This window comes from Pseudomonas macauensis, assembly GCF_047902425.1.
Classification (GTDB): Bacteria; Pseudomonadota; Gammaproteobacteria; order Pseudomonadales; family Pseudomonadaceae; genus Pseudomonas.
Map to the genome: position 1 here is coordinate 669,306 of NZ_CP138377.1, position 16,299 is coordinate 685,604.

At 66.5% G+C, this 16,299-nt stretch carries 13 protein-coding genes; 4 read left to right on the forward strand and 9 right to left on the reverse strand.

All coding sequences use genetic code 11. The features are described 5' to 3' along the window. Nucleotides 1-92: 92 nt before the first annotated feature. A complete protein-coding gene (bfr, locus tag SD196_RS03170; protein ID WP_015475340.1) occupies nt 93-557 on the forward strand; it encodes a bacterioferritin in 465 nt (154 codons plus the stop codon). A 217-nt stretch (nt 558-774) separates the two neighbouring features. Here bfr and uvrA read toward each other — a convergent pair whose 3' ends face one another. Further along, nucleotides 775-3,609, reverse strand: coding sequence for an excinuclease ABC subunit UvrA (gene uvrA, locus SD196_RS03175; protein WP_275609990.1), 2,835 nt, complete (start codon nt 3,607-3,609; stop codon nt 775-777). Nucleotides 3,610-3,823: 214 nt separating this feature from the next. Here uvrA and SD196_RS03180 point away from each other — a divergent pair, with 214 nt between their 5' ends. From SD196_RS03180 to SD196_RS03190, 3 genes are all read left to right on the forward strand, one after another. After that, nucleotides 3,824-5,212, forward strand: a complete 1,389-nt coding sequence (locus tag SD196_RS03180) for an MFS transporter (protein ID WP_343575479.1) — start codon at nt 3,824-3,826, stop codon at nt 5,210-5,212. A gap of 18 nt (nt 5,213-5,230) precedes the next feature. Beyond that, nucleotides 5,231-5,728 carry a single-stranded DNA-binding protein gene (ssb, locus tag SD196_RS03185; RefSeq protein ID WP_207884728.1) on the forward strand — a complete coding sequence of 166 codons (498 nt, stop codon included), beginning with the start codon at nt 5,231-5,233 and terminating at the stop codon, nt 5,726-5,728. Nucleotides 5,729-5,905: 177 nt separating this feature from the next. Further along, a complete protein-coding gene (locus tag SD196_RS03190; RefSeq protein WP_275609992.1) occupies nt 5,906-6,094 on the forward strand; it encodes a hypothetical protein in 189 nt (62 codons plus the stop codon). Between the two features lie 52 nt (nt 6,095-6,146). On the opposite strand, the gene SD196_RS03195 is transcribed toward SD196_RS03190, so the two are convergent. From SD196_RS03195 to cobG, 8 genes are all read right to left on the reverse strand, one after another. Further along, a complete protein-coding gene (locus SD196_RS03195; protein WP_275609993.1) occupies nt 6,147-7,475 on the reverse strand; it encodes an MFS transporter in 1,329 nt (442 codons plus the stop codon). A 173-nt stretch (nt 7,476-7,648) separates the two neighbouring features. Continuing rightward, nucleotides 7,649-10,093: a TonB-dependent siderophore receptor gene (locus SD196_RS03200; RefSeq protein WP_416311047.1), complete on the reverse strand. Its 2,445-nt coding sequence runs from the start codon at nt 10,091-10,093 to the stop codon at nt 7,649-7,651. Between the two features lie 189 nt (nt 10,094-10,282). Next, nucleotides 10,283-11,248, reverse strand: a complete 966-nt coding sequence (locus tag SD196_RS03205) for a FecR family protein (RefSeq protein ID WP_331319845.1) — start codon at nt 11,246-11,248, stop codon at nt 10,283-10,285. Next, a complete protein-coding gene (locus tag SD196_RS03210; RefSeq protein WP_275609996.1) occupies nt 11,245-11,742 on the reverse strand; it encodes a sigma-70 family RNA polymerase sigma factor in 498 nt (165 codons plus the stop codon). Before SD196_RS03210 ends, SD196_RS03205 begins: the two co-directional genes overlap by 4 nt. 148 nt (nt 11,743-11,890) lie before the next feature. Next, the gene (cobJ, locus tag SD196_RS03215; RefSeq protein WP_343575470.1) at nt 11,891-13,540 is read right to left on the reverse strand and encodes a precorrin-3B C(17)-methyltransferase; all 1,650 of its coding nucleotides are present in this window, start codon (nt 13,538-13,540) and stop codon (nt 11,891-11,893) included. Then, the gene (locus SD196_RS03220; RefSeq protein ID WP_331319843.1) at nt 13,540-14,283 is read right to left on the reverse strand and encodes a precorrin-2 C(20)-methyltransferase; all 744 of its coding nucleotides are present in this window, start codon (nt 14,281-14,283) and stop codon (nt 13,540-13,542) included. Before SD196_RS03220 ends, cobJ begins: the two co-directional genes overlap by 1 nt. After that, nucleotides 14,280-14,906, reverse strand: a complete 627-nt coding sequence (locus SD196_RS03225; protein WP_416311048.1) for a precorrin-8X methylmutase — start codon at nt 14,904-14,906, stop codon at nt 14,280-14,282. Before SD196_RS03225 ends, SD196_RS03220 begins: the two co-directional genes overlap by 4 nt. Continuing rightward, nucleotides 14,899-16,239, reverse strand: coding sequence for a precorrin-3B synthase (gene cobG / locus SD196_RS03230; RefSeq protein WP_416311049.1), 1,341 nt, complete (start codon nt 16,237-16,239; stop codon nt 14,899-14,901). Before cobG ends, SD196_RS03225 begins: the two co-directional genes overlap by 8 nt. Between the last annotated feature and the right edge of the window lie 60 nt (nt 16,240-16,299).

Here is a 16,299-nt window from a genome sequence, read left to right on the forward strand (position 1 = left end):
TTGTTTCCGGCCAATTACGGGCTTGACCCCGGTCATCCCCAGCCGGACCATAGCGCCGTTTAATTTGCTGTCACGTTCCAGGGAGAAGGCTGATGCAAGGCCACGCCGAGGTTATCGACTATCTGAACACGCTGCTGACCGGTGAGCTGGCCGCTCGCGACCAGTACTTCATCCACTCGCGCATGTACGAGGACTGGGGCTTCACCAAGCTCTACGAACGCCTCAACCACGAGATGGAAGAGGAAACCCAGCACGCCGATGCCTTGCTGCGCCGCATCCTGCTGCTCGAAGGCACGCCGCGCATGCGTCCGGACGACATCCACCCAGGCAAGACCGTACCGGAGATGCTCGAAGCTGACCTCAAACTGGAGCGCCATGTGCGCGCCGCCCTGGCCAAGGGCATCGCCCTGTGCGAGAAGCACAAGGACTTCGTTACCCGCGACATCCTCCGCGTGCAGCTGACCGACACCGAGGAAGACCACGCCTACTGGCTGGAGCAGCAGCTTGGGCTGATCCAGAAAATGGGGCTGGAAAATTACCTGCAGTCGCAGATCTGATCCGCAGCTTCGGTTCGACAAAAGCCCCCGGCGCTCAGGCTCCGGGGGCTTTTTTATTTGCGCGCGGAGCACGCTTTTGTAGGAGCGAGCTTGCTCGCGAACAGAGCTTCCCGGCGACTCCGTTGTTGGGCGGTTCGCGAGCAAGCTCGCTCCTACGAAGAGCAGAAAAAAGCCCCTGCGCCGATTGGCAGCAGGGGCTTTTTCATGCCGGCGCGGATCAGGCCCGATCGCGCTCCAGCAGCGGTTTGAGGAAGCGTCCGGTGTGCGACGCCTCCATGTCCGCGACCTGCTCCGGCGTGCCAACGGCGATGATCTGGCCGCCCTTGGAGCCGCCCTCCGGGCCGAGGTCGACCAGCCAGTCGGCGGTCTTGATCACGTCCAGGTTGTGCTCGATCACCACCACGGTGTTGCCGTGGTCGCGCAGGCGGTGCAGCACGTCGAGCAACTGCTGGATATCCGCGAAGTGCAGGCCGGTGGTCGGCTCGTCGAGGATGTACAGGGTCTTGCCGGTATCGCGCTTGGACAGCTCGCGGGACAGCTTCACCCGCTGCGCCTCACCGCCGGACAGCGTGGTCGCGCTCTGGCCCAGCTTGATGTACGACAGGCCGACGTCCATCAGCGTCTGCAGCTTGCGGGCGATGGCCGGGACGGCGTCGAAGAACTCGCGCGCGTCCTCGATGGTCATGTCCAGCACCTCGGTGATGCTCTTGCCCTTGTAGCGGACTTCCAGGGTCTCGCGGTTGTAGCGCTTGCCCTTGCAGACGTCGCAGGGGACGTAGATGTCCGGCAGGAAGTGCATCTCCACCTTGATCACGCCGTCGCCCTGGCAGGCTTCGCAGCGGCCGCCCTTCACGTTGAAGGAGAAGCGCCCCGGGCCGTAGCCGCGCGAACGGGCTTCCGGTACGCCAGCGAACAGCTCGCGGATCGGTGTGAACAGGCCGGTGTAGGTCGCGGGGTTGGAGCGTGGCGTGCGACCGATCGGGCTCTGGTCGATGTCCACCACCTTGTCCAGGTGCTGCAGGCCGTCGAAGGAGTCGTGCGGCGCGACCTCCAGGCTGGTGGCGCCGTTGAGCGCGGTGGCGGTGATCGGGAACAGGGTGTTGTTGATCAGCGTCGACTTGCCGGAGCCGGACACCCCGGTAACGCAGGTGAACAGGCCGACCGGGATTTCCAGGTTGACGTTCTGCAGGTTGTTGCCGCGCGCGCCCTTGAGCTTGAGCAACTGCTTCTTGTTGCGCGGTGTGCGCTCGGCCGGAACCAGGATCTTGGTGCGGCCGGACAGGTATTTGCCGGTGACCGAGTCCGGGTGATCCATGACCTCCTGCGGTGTCCCCTCTGCAACGATCTGCCCACCGTGCACGCCGGCGCCGGGGCCGATGTCCACCACGTAGTCGGCCAGGCGAATCGCGTCCTCGTCATGCTCGACCACGATCACCGTGTTGCCCAGGTTGCGTAGGTGGGTGAGGGTGCCCAGCAGGCGTTCGTTGTCGCGCTGATGCAGGCCGATGGAGGGTTCGTCGAGGATGTACATGACGCCCACCAGGCCCGCGCCGATCTGGCTGGCCAGGCGGATGCGCTGGGCCTCGCCGCCGGACAGGGTGTCGGCGCTGCGATCCAGGGTCAGGTAGTCGAGGCCGACGTTGACCAGGAACTGCAGGCGCTCGCGAATCTCCTTGAGGATCTTCGAGGCGATCTCGCCACGGCGGCCGGTCAGGGTCAGGCTCTCGGCGTATTCACAGGCGGTGCCCACCGGCATCGAGGTGATCGCCGGCAGCGTCTTGTCGCCCACCCACACGTGGCGCGCCTCGCGGCGCAGGCGGGTGCCGTGGCAGTCCGGGCAGGGCTGGGTGCTGAGGAACTTGGCCAGTTCCTCGCGCACGGTGGCCGACTCGGTCTCGCGGTAGCGGCGCTCCAGGTTGGGCAGGATGCCTTCGAACGGGTGCGCGCGTTTGACGATGTCGCCGCGGTCGTTGAGGTAGCGGAATTCGACGTTCTCGCGCCCCGAGCCGTTGAGGATGAACTTCTGGTGCTCCGGGTCGAGGTCCTGGAAGGGCTCTTCCAGGCTGAAGCCGAAGTGCCCGGCCAGGGAGCCGAGCATCTGGAAGTAGTAGACGTTGCGCCGGTCCCAGCCGCGGATCGCGCCTTCGGCCAGGGTCAGTTCGCCATTGACTACCCGGCGCGCGTCGAAGAACTGCTTCACGCCTAGGCCGTCGCAGGTCGGGCAGGCGCCGGCCGGGTTGTTGAAGGAGAACAGCTTGGGTTCCAGCTCGCTGATCGAGTGGCCGCAGATCGGGCAGGCGAAGCGGGCGGAGAAGATGATTTCCTCACCTTCTTCATCATCCATGGGCGCAACCAGGGCGATGCCGTCGGCCAGGTTGATCGCCGTCTCGAAGGATTCCGCCAGGCGCTGCTGCAGGTCGCCGCGCACCTTGAAGCGGTCCACCACCACGTCGATGGAGTGCTTGAGCTTCTTGTCCAGCTTGGGCAGCTCGTCCAGCTCGTAGAGCTTGCCGTTGACGCGGGCGCGGACGAAGCCCTGGGCGCGCATTTCCTCGAACACCGCCAGGTGCTCGCCCTTGCGCTCACGGATCACCGGGGCCAGCAGCATCAGCTTGCGGCCTTCGGGCAGCGCCAGCACCTGGTCGACCATCTGGCTGACGGTCTGCGCCTCCAGCGGGATGTCGTGGTCCGGGCAGCGCGGAATACCGACGCGCGCATAGAGCAGGCGCAGGTAGTCGTAGATCTCGGTGATGGTGCCCACGGTGGAGCGCGGGTTGTGCGAAGTGGATTTCTGCTCGATGGAAATGGCCGGCGACAGACCTTCGATGGTGTCGACGTCAGGCTTTTCCATCATCGAGAGGAACTGCCGGGCATAGGCCGACAGGGATTCCACGTAGCGGCGCTGGCCCTCGGCATAGAGCGTGTCGAAGGCCAGGGAAGACTTGCCGGAGCCGGACAGGCCAGTGATCACGATCAGCTTGTCGCGGGGCAGAGTCAGGTCGATGTTCTTCAGGTTGTGGGTACGTGCCCCACGGATGAGGATCTTGTCCACAGCGGCCTCGCATGGCGGGCGAAAACCGCTGAGTATACGGCCGGCCATCCGTGTGCGGCAAAGTCGCGCGAGTGTGCTGGCAGGCGGCAGGACTGGTAGAATGCGCGGCTATTTTTCGGCGTTGGCGACAGCCGGCCCTTCGCGGAGTGGAAGGGCACGCCGTCACGGGGGCACTGAAGCGCAACCCCGACATCCGTCTTCCCATGAGGGGCTTATGCACGATTCCCACACTGAGCGCATGAGTGGCACCGAAACCCGCGCGGCCGCCGGCCTGTCCCTGGTCTTCGCGTTCCGCATGCTCGGCATGTTCATGGTCCTGCCGGTCCTGGCGACCTATGGCCAGGATCTCGCTGGAGCGACCCCGGCCCTGATCGGCCTGGCCATCGGCGCCTACGGCCTGACCCAGGCCATCCTGCAGATTCCCCTGGGCACCTTGTCCGACCGCATCGGCCGCCGGCCGATCATCGTCGTCGGCCTGCTGGTATTCGCCGCCGGCGCCGCGCTGGCGGCCAACGCCGACTCCATCTGGGGCATCATCGCCGGCCGTGTGCTGCAGGGCGCCGGGGCGATCTCCGCCGCCGTGATGGCGATGCTTTCCGACTTGACCCGCGAGCAGCACCGTACCAAGGCCATGGCGATGATCGGCATGAGCATCGGTGTGTCCTTCGCCGTGGCCATGGTCGCCGGCCCGGTGCTGACCCACTGGTTCGGCCTGCACGGCCTGTTCTGGTTCACCGCCGGCATGGCCCTGGTGGGCATGCTGATCATCCTGTTCGTCGTGCCGACCCCGGACCATCGCATGCAGCACCGCGAATCCAGCGTGGCCAAGCAGTCGCTGATCCCGACCCTGAAGAACGGCGAACTGCTGCGCCTGGACGCCGGCATCCTGGTCCTGCATGCCATCCTCATGGCCAGCTTCGTGGCCCTGCCGCTGGCGCTGGTAGAGCGCGCCGGGCTGCCCAAGGAGCAGCACTGGTGGGTGTACCTGACCGCGCTACTGGTGGGCTTCTTCGGCATGGTGCCGTTCATCATCTACGCCGAGAAGAAGCGCCAGATGAAGCGCGTGCTGAGCGGTGCGGTGGCGACCCTGATGCTCTGCGAGCTGTACTTCTGGGCGTTCGGCGACAGCCTGCAGGAACTGGTGTTCGGCATCATCGTCTACTTCACCGCGTTCAACCTGCTGGAGGCCTCGCTGCCGTCCCTGGTGAGCAAGGTTTCGCCCGCCGGCGGCAAGGGCACGGCGATGGGCGTGTACTCCACCAGCCAGTTCCTCGGTGCCGCAGTGGGCGGCATTCTGGGCGGCTGGATGTTCCAGCACGGCGGCCTGAACGGGGTATTCATCGGCTGCGCGGTCCTTGCTGCCATCTGGCTGGCGATTGCTGTTACCATGCGTGAACCGCCGTATGTAACGAGCATTCGTCTGCCTCTTTCCGATGAGGCGCTGCGCGATGCCTCGTTGGCCGAGCGTTTCAAGGCATTGCCCGGTGTGAGCGATGTGATGGTGGTCATCGAAGAGGCCGCCGCTTATGTCAAAGTAGATTCCCAACAAGTGGATCGCACGTCCCTCGAGCGCCTGGCTGGCGCCGAGCCGGCGACGTGCTGAAGCCTTTAGGAGAGCGTCATGGCCCGTGGGGTTAACAAAGTCATTCTGGTGGGTAACGTCGGTGGCGATCCGGAAACCCGTTACATGCCCAACGGCAACGCGGTGACCAACGTCACCCTGGCCACCAGCGAGAGCTGGAAGGACAAGCAGACCGGCCAGCAGCAGGAACGTACCGAGTGGCACCGCGTGGTGTTCTTCGGTCGCCTGGCGGAAATCGTCGCCGAGTACGTGCGCAAGGGTTCGCAGATCTACGTCGAAGGCAGCCTGCGCACTCGCAAGTGGCAGGGCCAGGACGGTCAGGACCGCTACACCACCGAGATCGTGGTCGACATCAACGGCAACATGCAGCTGCTCGGCGGCCGTCCGGGTGCCGGTGGCGACGACGCTCCGCGCGCCCCGCGTGAGCCTCAGCAGCGTCCGCAGCAGGCGCCGCGTCCGGCCCCGCAGCAGCAGTCCCAGCCCGCTCCGCAGCCGGCCCCGGACTACGACAGCTTCGACGACGACATTCCGTTCTAAACCCAACGGTTGGAGTCACCAAGAGCGCAGCCTTCGAGCTGCGCTTTTGCGCTTCTGGGACGCTCGTTTTGGCGAAGGTCCGCAACAGTCTTTCTCGAAAGCGACTATTTAATTAGCTAGCTAATTAAATGATTCTGGAATTGCCTTGATGTGTGGCAAAACCGGAGAAGAAAAGACATGAGCATTACAGTGACCGAGCGTGACGACGACCATAAATCCCGCGAGTTCCGCGCCCTGGGCGGGCGTTGCTGGGATGTGTACCAGGAAGGCCAGTTGGTCGGCATCTTCCATACCGAGCGTGAGGCGCACGCCTACCGCACCTCTCTGGAATTGGAGACACGCCACCGCCAGGCGGCAGAGTTCTAGTCAGACCGGAGCAGAAGGCCCCGCCAAAGCGGGGCCTTCTGCCGTCGGTGGATCAGTGCGGGCGTTTTCGCAGTTGATGCGCCGGAATGCCGAGCAGCAGGATCAGCGCGCCGATTGCCAGGGTTACGCCGATCACGTCGAAGGCCAGGTACAGGCTGCCGGTGGCGGTCTTGATCGCCCCGACCACGATCTGGCTGATCACCCCCGCCAGGCCGCCGATGGCGCTGATCACCGCGATGCCGCCGGCTGCCCGTGTCGGGCTGAGCAGCGCCGGTGGGATGGTCCAGAACAGCGAGAGGGCGGACATCGCCGTCGCTGCGCCGACGGTCATCAGGATCACCGAGAGCAGCAGGTGGCCCTGGACGAGGCCGAGCAGGAAGAAGCTGCTGGCGCTGACCAGCATGGTCGCGCCGACGTGCCAGCGGCGCTCCTGGCGTTTGTCCGAGCTGCGGCCGAGCAGGTACATGCCGACGATGCCCACCGCGTAGGGCAGGCTGGCGAGCAGCCCGATGGACCTCAAGTCCTCCACGCCGAAGCCGCGGATCAGTGTCGGCATCCAGTACGACACGGTGTTCGAGCCGCTGTAGACGCAGAAGAACACCAGCCCGGCGATGTACACCCGCGGATCGCGCAGCACGTCGAGCAAGCGACCGTGGTCGCCGGATTTTTCCGGCTCGGTGGCCAGTGCGGCTTCCAGGCGGTCCTTCTCCTCGTCGCTCAGCCATTTCGCGTCGCGTGGGCGATCCGCCAGCCAGTACCAGCCGAACACCCCCAGCAGCATGGCGGGGATGCCTTCCAGGACAAACAGCACCTGCCAGTCGCGCAGACCCATCCAGCCGTGGAAGTGGGTCATGATCCAGCCGGCCAGTGGTCCGCTGGTGATGCCGGCGACCATCGCCGACATGATGAACACGGCGGTGATCCGGCCGCGCAGTTCGCTGGGGAACCAGTAGGTGAGGTAGAGAATGACGCCCGGGAAGAACCCGGCTTCGGCGACCCCGAGGAAGAACCGCGCGACGATCAGTTGGTTGGCGGTGGTGACGAAGGCGGTGGCGACGGTGACCATGCCCCACAGCACCATGATCCGTGTGAGCGTGGCGCGGGCGCCGACGCGCTGCATGTACAGGTTGCTGGGCACCTCGAAGAGGATATAGCCCAGGTAGAAGATGCCGGCGCCGATCCCGTAGGCGGCCTCGCTCAGGGCGATATCTTCGGCCATGCGCAATTTGGCGAAGGAGATGTTGAGGCGGTCGATGGCGTTGATCGCGTAGGCGACGACCAGGAATGGCAGCAGGCGCCAGATCACCTTGCGGTAAAGCGCCCGGGGCGAGGCAGGCGAGTTGGTCGTGGGCGACGCGGTCGTCTCGAACGTTTGACTCATGGTTGCTCCTGCTGGCGTGGCCAGATTGTTCTTGTTGTGTTCGCAAGCGGACAGGAGCGTCGAGGATAGGAGGGTGGTCTCGCGGCAGAACTCACCCGAAGGGGGGGTATAGGGGGGGTATTTGTAAGAGGAAGTTGCAGGGGCCGTGCCCCTGCAACGACTGGGCGGTGCGATCAGAACTGGTAGTTCACCGTTGCGGTGACGTTGCGTTTTTCGCCGAAGTAGCAGAAGTCCAGGCTGTAGCAGGACGCCACGTAGTCCTTGTCCAGCAGGTTGTTGGCGTTGAGGCTGACGTCCAGCCCCTTCAGGCCGACGCGGGACAGGTCGTAGCCGATGCGCGCATCCACCAGGGTGTAGTCCGGCACGCGCAGGGTGTTCTCCTTGTCCGCCCAGGTCTCGCCGACGTAACGGGCGCCGCCTCCAAGGGAGAGGCCATCCAGCGGGCCTGCGTCGAAGCCGTAATCGGCCCACAGCGAGGCCATGTGCTTGGGCGCCTGGTTCGGGGTGTGGCCTTGGTTGCCGTCCAGAGACTTCGCGTAGGTGATGTCGGTGTAGGTGTAGCTGCCGAGCACCTTGAGGTTGTCGGTGACCTGGGTGTGGGCTTCCAGCTCGAAGCCCTGGGAGCGCACTTCGCCCACGGAGGTGTAGAAGTTGTCCTGCGGCTCCTTGGAGGCAACGTTCTCCTGGGTGATGTGGAAGATCGAGGCGGTGTACAGGCTGCGGCTGCCCTCGGGCTGGAACTTCAAGCCGGCTTCCCACTGTTTGCCCTCGGTCGGCTCCAGCGGCGTGCCGGACTGGTCGGAGTAGGCGTTGGGGTTGAACGACTCGGAGTAGCTGATGTACGGCGCGACGCCATTGTCGAACAGGTACAGCGCACCGACGCGTCCGGTGAATTTCTTCCAGTCGTCGTCGGCCTTGCTGCCGGTGCTGCGGTTCTTGTCCTCGACCGTCACCCAGTCCTCGCGCATGCCGAGGGAGAAGCGCCAGTTGTCGATGTCGATCAGGTCCTGCAGGTAGACGCCGGTCTGTTCCAGGCGACGTGTGTGGTTGTCGTCCGGGTAGTAGCTGATGGCGTCGTTGCCATAGTGCGGATTGAACGCATCCAGCGGGGCGGCTTGGCCGGAGGACCAGTCCACGCTGGTGCGGCGGCGCTGGTAATCCAGGCCCATCAGCAAGGTGTGTCTGGCGGCGCCGGTGTCGAACTCGGCCTGGGCCATGTTATCCACGATGTACGCCTGCAGGTGCTCACGGGCGCCGGAGAAGTAGCGGTTCAGGGTGTTCTCGTCCGGCGCGCTCCAGCCGTAGGCATAGACCTGCGAGAGGTCCACGTCGGAGTCCAGATAGCGGAAGTTCTGCCGCGCGGTCCAGACGTCGTCGAAGCGGTGCTCCAGCTGGTAGCCGAACAGGCGCTGGGTGCGGTCGAAGTCGTCCTGGCTCGGCTCGCCGTCGAAGAACTCGCGGGAGATCTTCTGGCCGTTGTGGTGGAACAGCGTGCCGTCCGCCGGCACGCCGCCGTGGTAGCCACCGTTCGGGTCGTGCTGCAGGTAGCCCTGCAGGGTCAGGGTGGTGTCCTCGGTGAAGTCGATGGCCAGGGTCGGGGCGATGGCGTAGCGCTCCTCCTTGACGTGGTCGAACTGAGTGTCCGAACCCTTGCCCAGGCCGACCAGGCGGTAGGCGATGCGCTTCTCCTCATCCAGCGGGCCGCTGAAGTCGAAGCCCAGCTCCTTCTGGCCCATGTTGCCGACGGTACCGGTGATCTGGTGGTAGTCCTCGTACAGCGGCTTCTTGCTGGTCAGCGCCACCAGCCCGCCCGGCAGGCTGCGGCCGTAGAGCACTGAGGACGGGCCTTTGACCACGTCGATGCGTTCGAGGAAGTACGGGTCGATCTGCATCGAGCTGAAGGTGCCGCTGTCGCCCATGGCCTTCAGGCCGTCGAGGTAGATGTTGTCCACGCTGTTGTCGGCGAAGCCGCGCATCACCACGTAGTCGTAGCGGTTCGATGCGCCGACCTGGCCGGTGAAGATGCCGGGGGTGTAGCGCATGGCCTGTTGCACGGTCTTGGAGGCGGTGTCGTCGATCTGCTCGCGAGTGATCACCGAGACGCTCTGGCTGGTTTCCAGCAAGGACTTGGAGGTCTTGGTGGCGATCTGGCTGTGGGTCGCCAGGTAGCCGTCTTCCTCGCCCAGCGCGTTGCCCAGGGCGAACACGTCGCTGGAGGGCATGGCCAGCACGTCGGTCGGTGCGGCGGGGCGCAGTACGTAGTTGCCGTTGCCCTGGTCCGCGGCCTCCAGCGGCGTATCCACCAGCAGGCGCGACAGGCCCTGGTCTACCGAATAGGTGCCGTTCAGGCCGGCCGAGTTCAGCCCGCGCGTCTGCTCCGGGGTGGCCGACAAGGTGATCCCCGCCTTGCGGGCGAAGCTGTTCAGCACCTCGCCCAAGGGCCCGGCCGGAATGGCGTAGGCGCGGCTGTTGGTGATGGCGGCAGCGTCGGCGGCCAAGGCGGTCAGCGGCAGGCTGGCGCCCAGGCTCGCACAGAGCAGGGCGCCGCGTACGGCATGGGCCAGGCGGTTGGCGCTGGACAGGGTGGGGGACGGCATCGGGACGTGAACGGCTCGCATGGATGGGGTTCCGGAGAGGAAGGGAAATGAACGGGTTATTCCTCCTTGCCGGCCGACGCGGCGAAACCCGACAAAAATAATTCTCGATTGCGAAGAAATGTTACCCAAGGCCGAACTCGACGTGCTTTGCTACCCCGGCTAAACGGCGGATAACGTCGAACGTTATCCGCCCTACGTTCCAGCGCGGGCTCAGCTCCGTGCGCTCACCGTCACCCACCAGTCCGTACGCTTCTCCACCCGCACGGGAAGCGTCTGCGGCAGCAGGGCCAGCAATTGATCGGTGTCGTCCAGGCGGAACACCCCGGAGAGGCGCAGGTCGGCCACGCTCGCGTCGCAATGCAGATGCCCATGGCGATAGCGACCGATCTCGCCGAGGAAGTCCGCCAGGCGCATGTCGCGGGTGACGATCAGGCCTTCGGCCCAGGCGCCGCTGTCCATGTTGCTGTGCTCGGCCAGCAGGGCGCTGTCGCCGTTGATCTCGTAGGTCTGCCCGGCCTTGGCGATGGCGGTGGTCTGGCCGCGCACGCGTGGGGCGATGGCCACCGAACCGTCCGCGATGCTCAGGCGCGTGGAGCGCTTGTCCTGACGGAGCACGAAGCGCGTGCCCAGTGCTTCGAACAGGCCGTCGCGGCTGCTCACCCGCAGTGGCCGCGCGGTGTCCTTCGCCGTGCTCAGCAGCATCTCGCCGCGCTCCAGAAGCAGCAGGCGCTGGTGTGAGTCGAAGTGCACATTCACCGCGCTGTCGGTGTTCAGTTGCAGCACGCTGCCGTCGGCCAGGGTGAAGCGCTTGCGCTCGCCGGTGGCGGTGCTGTAGTCGGCCATCCAGCGTTGCCAGGGGGCGACCTCGCGGGCCAGCCACAACGCTGAGGCACCGATCGCGAGGGAGGAGAGCAGCTTCAGCGCCTGGCGCCGCTGCAAGCGCTGGGTGGTGTTCTCCAGCGCCATGCGGGCGCCCGGCACGGCCTGGTAACCGGCTGCCAGTTCGCTGTTCAGCGCCTGCACCCGCAGCCAGGCGGTTTCGTGTTCGGGGTTGGCCTGGCGCCAGTGCTGGCAGGCGCTGAGCAACTCAGGGGCGGGATCGCCGTTCAGGCGCAGGGTCCACTGGATCGCCTGTTTCACCACCCGTGGATCGGGCGCGAGGCTGGCGCCGTTCATTCGGCGTACCGCAGCTGGTAGCAGTGGAACAGCGCTTCGGCGACGTAGCGCTCCACCGAGCGCACGGAGACGCCGAGCTGCTTGGCGATCTGCGCATGGGGCAGGCCCTCGCATTGGGCCAGCAGGAAGGCGCTGCGCACCTTGGGCTTGAGGCCGTCGAGCAGGCGGGCGATGTTTTCCAGCAACTGCAGGATGCTCTGCCGTGCCTCTGCCGAGGGCACTTCCGCTTGAGGCAGATGGGCGATGGCGTCGAGGTAGGCGCGCTCGAGTTCCTCGCGCCGCCAGTGGTCGATCACCAGGCCGCGAGCGATGACCCGCAGGAAGGCGCGCGGCGTGTGCAGTTCGATGCGCTCGGGCTTGAGCAGCACGCGCACGAAGGTGTCCTGGGCCAGGTCTGCGGCATCGGCGGCATTGCCCAGCCGGCTGCGCAACCAGTTGTGCAGCCAGCCGTGGTGGTCACTGTAGAGCGCGTGGACATCGAACGTGGATGACATGGGCGAGCGAAATGCTGCAAATGATAATTTGTCGCATTTTCAATAAGCCATTGGCCATTTGCAAGCGTGCTCGCCGGATCGGTGTTGTTGCAGGAGCGAGCTTGCTCGCGAGCAAGCTCGCTCCTGCGAAAAGCGGCCATGCCGGCCTTCAGCGGTACCAGCGCGGCGTATACACCCAATCGCCGCCCCCTGCGCGGGGGAAGCGGCGGGTCAGGGACGAGCCGACGATTACCAGGGTGCGCATATCCACCATCTCCGGCACCAGCTCGCCGAGCGTCAGCACCCGCAGTGCCTCGGCTGGGCGGCCGATATCGCGGCCGAGCACCACCAGGGTTTCCGGCGCGCGGTGCTGGCGGACGATCTCCAGTGCGCGCCCCAGTTGCCATGGGCGTGCCTTGGAGATGGGGTTGTAGAAGGCCATGGCCAGGTCGGCGGCGCCGGCATGGTCGAGTCGCTTCTCGATCGTCTCCCAGGGCTTGAGGTTGTCCGACAGCGAGATCAGACAGAAATCATGCCCCAGCGGCGCGCCGGCCTTGGCGGCGGCGGCCAGGGCGGCGGATACACCCGGCAGCACCTCCAGCTCCACGCCGTGCCAGTGCGGATCGCTGCTTTCATGCAGTGCTTCCATCACCGCAGCGGCCATGGCGAACACGCCGGGGTCGCCGGATGAAATCACCACCACCCGCCGTCCGCTGGCGGCCAGCTCGAAGGCGTGGCGGGCGCGCTGCATTTCTTCGCGGTTGTCGGTGCAGTGGCGTACCTGGTCGTCGCGCAGTGGCTCGGCCATGTTCACGTAGGTTTCGTAGCCGAGCAGGTCCTGCGCCTCGTCCAGTGCGCGCCGCACGGCGGGGATCATGAAGTCGCTGGCGCCGGGGCCGAGGCCGATCACGCTGAGCCGCCCGCGCGGCTGGCCGATGCGCTCGGCTTCGGCGGGCGTCGCGGCGCGGAGCAGATGGAAGGAGTCGCCGTGCAGCACGTCCGGCGGCAGTGCTTCATCTTCGTGGATAAAGCGCAGTGGAACGCCCAGCTCGGCGGCGGCACCAGCCAGGGCGGGATCGGCCATGCGGCAGCGCGGCGCCACCAGCGCGGCCAGTGATGCCTCGGCCAACCCGGCTTGCACCATACCCTGGCGGATGCGCTGGGGTAACTGCGAATCCACCAGCGTGACGTGGGCGAGCACGATGCGCGGATGGATACGCAGCTCATTCTGTGCAATGCCAGTGGCGCGCGCGTCGATGCGCAGGGTGTGCGCGGCGTCCTCGGCCAGCGGCAGGTCCAGCTCGTCCAGCCAGGGCGCGTCGCCTTCGATGCGCAGGGTATCGCCGCCCAGCAGGTCGGAGACGAAGCGTTTGCCTTGCTCGATATCGGCCAGGGCATAGCCTTGGGGCGGGTCGAGCAGGCAGGCGCCGAAGCGCAGTTCGCCGCTGGTAGTGATCGCTGGCGCCACATCCAGCGCGGCGGCGATCTCGCGGGCCATGCGGTTCACCCCGCCCAGGCCGCCGAGCAACGGCACCACGGCGCTGCCGTCTTCGGCGACGGCCAGCACGGGAGGCTCCGCGCCCTTTTCGACGAGCAATGGGGCGAGGGTGCGGATGACGATGCCGGCGGCGCACAGGGCGATGATCGGGGTGTTGTCGCGGTACAGCTGGCGCAGGGTATCGCCGAAGTTTGCGTAGGACTCGTCGGCGCCTTTGACGCGGTCCTTCAGGCCCAGCACGCGCGCCTGCGGATAAACGCCCTGGAGGCGTCGCGCGGTGGCCAGCGCTCCCTGGCCGAGAATAACGATGGCGGCGCGCATCAGCCGTTCCACCGCTGGCCGGGGATGACGATCATCGAGAAGTAGGGCGAGGCCATCGGGTCCACGTCATCCAGCGCGACGATGCGCTGCTCGCGCATGGTGGCCCGCTCGACGTAATGGGCGCCGCCGTCGCGGCCCAGTTCGCGCAGCACGCGGCGGACCTTGTCGAAGTTGCGCCCGAGCTTCATTACCACTGCCGCATCGGCGTCAGCCAGGCGGCGCTTGAGCTCGTCTTCGGGCAGCACGCCGGACAGCACCGAAAGGCTCTGGTTGCGGTATACCAGCGGCACGCCGAGCACCGCTGCGCTGCCGAGCATGGAGCAGACACCGGGTACGACTTCGGTGTCATACCGCTCCGAAAGACGGTCGTGCAGGTACATGTAGGAGCCGTAGAAGAACGGGTCGCCCTCGCAGATCACTGCCACGTCGCGACCGGCGTCCAGGTGCATCGCCACCTGCTCGGCAGCGGTGTCATAGAAGTCGCTGATCACCCCCTCGTAGGTTAGCGGCGGCTCCAGCTTCTCGGTGGTCACCGGGTAGACCAGCGGCAGGCGTTGCTGCGTTTCCAGCAGGTGCTCCTCGATGATGGCAAAGGCATTGCCGCCCTGGCCGGCATGGTGCTTGGCCTTGGCCACGAAGTAGCCGATCACCGGGGACGCGCGCAGCAGGCGCAAGGCCTTGAGGGTCAGCAGTTCCGGGTCGCCCGGGCCGACGCCCAGGCCGATGAGACGGCCAGCCATCATTCCACCTCCGTGGCCAGGGCGTTCACCGCGGCGGCTGCCATCGCGCTGCCGCCGCGGCGACCGCGGACGATCACGTAGGGCACGCCACGGCTGTCGGCGGCGAGGGCGTCCTTGGACTCCATGGCGCCGACGAAGCCCACCGGGAAGCCGAGGATCAGCGCCGGTTTCGGCGCGCCCGCATCGAGCATTTCCAGCAGGTAGAAGAGGGCGGTCGGCGCGTTGCCGATCACCACCACGCTGCCTTCCAGGTGCTCGCGCCAGTGCTCCAGCGCCACCGCCGAGCGGGTGTTGCCCAGCTCGCGGGCGAGCGTCGGAACGTCCGGATCGTTGAGCGTGCAGATCACTTCGTTGTGGGCCGGCAGGCGCGCGCGGGTGATGCCCTCGGCGACCATCCGCGCATCGCAGAGGATCGGTGCGCCGTTGGCCAGGGCTGCACGGCCGATGGCACCGGCACCTTCGGAGAAGCGCAGGTCCTGCACCACATCGACCATGCCGCAGGCGTGGATCACCCGGACGGCGAGCTTTTCCAGATCGGCGGGAATGCCGGACAGGTCGGCTTCGGCGCGGATGGTGGCGAAGGATTGGCGATAGATCGCCTGGCCGTCGCGGATGTAATCAAGCATCGGTGGGGACTCCGGGCGCGGCGAGCAGGTCGCCGGCGGCATCGAGGGAAAGGTTGCGCGCCAGCGGCTGGCCGAAGCCGGCCACGCCATCGGCGCGACGGAACAGGTCATAGCGGCCGTCGGCGACGGCCAGCAGGGTGTAGGGCGCGACGTGGGCGGCGGCGCAGGAACGTGGGCAACCGCACAGGTGCACGCCGGCCGGAGGCGCGTGGCGCAAACGCTCGGCCAGGCGCAGGGCATCGGCCTTGGTGTCGGCCAGTCCGCGCGCGCAGCCGCTGGAACCGCTGCAGGCGACGATGCGCGACAGCGGCTGTGCGGCTTCGGTCATCAGCCCGAGGTTCGCCAGCGCAGCGAGCACGACGGCAGCGTCGGACTGGGCCACATCGGGGAGGATCAGACTTTGCCAGGGCGTCAGACGCAGTTGTCCGCCACTGAAGCGCTCGGCGAGATCGGCCAGGCCGAGCAGCAGGGTGCTGTCGAGCCGTCCGAGGACGAATCCTGCGCCGACCATGGCGCGGTCCGGCTGGCGCTGCGGATGAATCCCGAGGTGCGCGAAGGCTGTCGGCGCAGGACGACGCCAGTTATCCACAACCGGGCCGAGTTGCAGGGCGAAGGGCAGGCGTTGCTGCAGGTGCTCCAGCAGCGTCTTGTCGCCGAGCGTTTCGCGCAGATGGCGCATGCGCGTCTGGCCATCGCCGGCGAGATCGAGGAACAGGTGCAACAGGGTTTCCACCAGCAGTGGCACCTGCTCGGCGGTGACAGCGGCGAGGGCGGGGCGATCCGTCTCGTTTCGTGGTGGGCAACCGGCCAGGCCGAAGGCGAACAGCGGCGCCGCAGCGTCGGAAATCGCCGACAGCCAGATATCGTTGGGATGCTCCAGCATTGCCAGCGCTTCGCCGCCGTCCAGCTGGATGCCGAACTTGGGTGACAGGCTGTGGAAGCGCGGGGTGTCTTCCAGCAGATCGAGCAACTGGTGAGCCAGTCGCCTGGCGTCGAATGCCATGTCCAAGCCGAGGGCCGGGCTGACCAGCAGGTTGCGCACGTCGTCGGCCGCCAGCTCGCGCGGGCCGAGGCCAGCGGCCAGCAGCTCGCGGCTCAGCGTGTTCTCGATACCGGCGTGTATGCCACGGATCTGCAGGTTGGCGCGGTTGGTCGCTTCCAGCATGCCGTCGGCATGGCGCTTGGCTGCCTGGGCGATGGCGCGCGCGGCGCGGGCATCGAGTTGTCCACAGGGCAGCTTGATGCGGCAGATGCCGCCATCGCGGGAGGGCACGATGCGCAGCAGGCCGGGGCAGGCTGACGGACGGACGGGCAGAACGGAGGATTCGTGCACTGAGGTCACCAGGGCTGGGTCGCGGTGACCTGCGAATCCCCCACTGGGGACTTCACGACA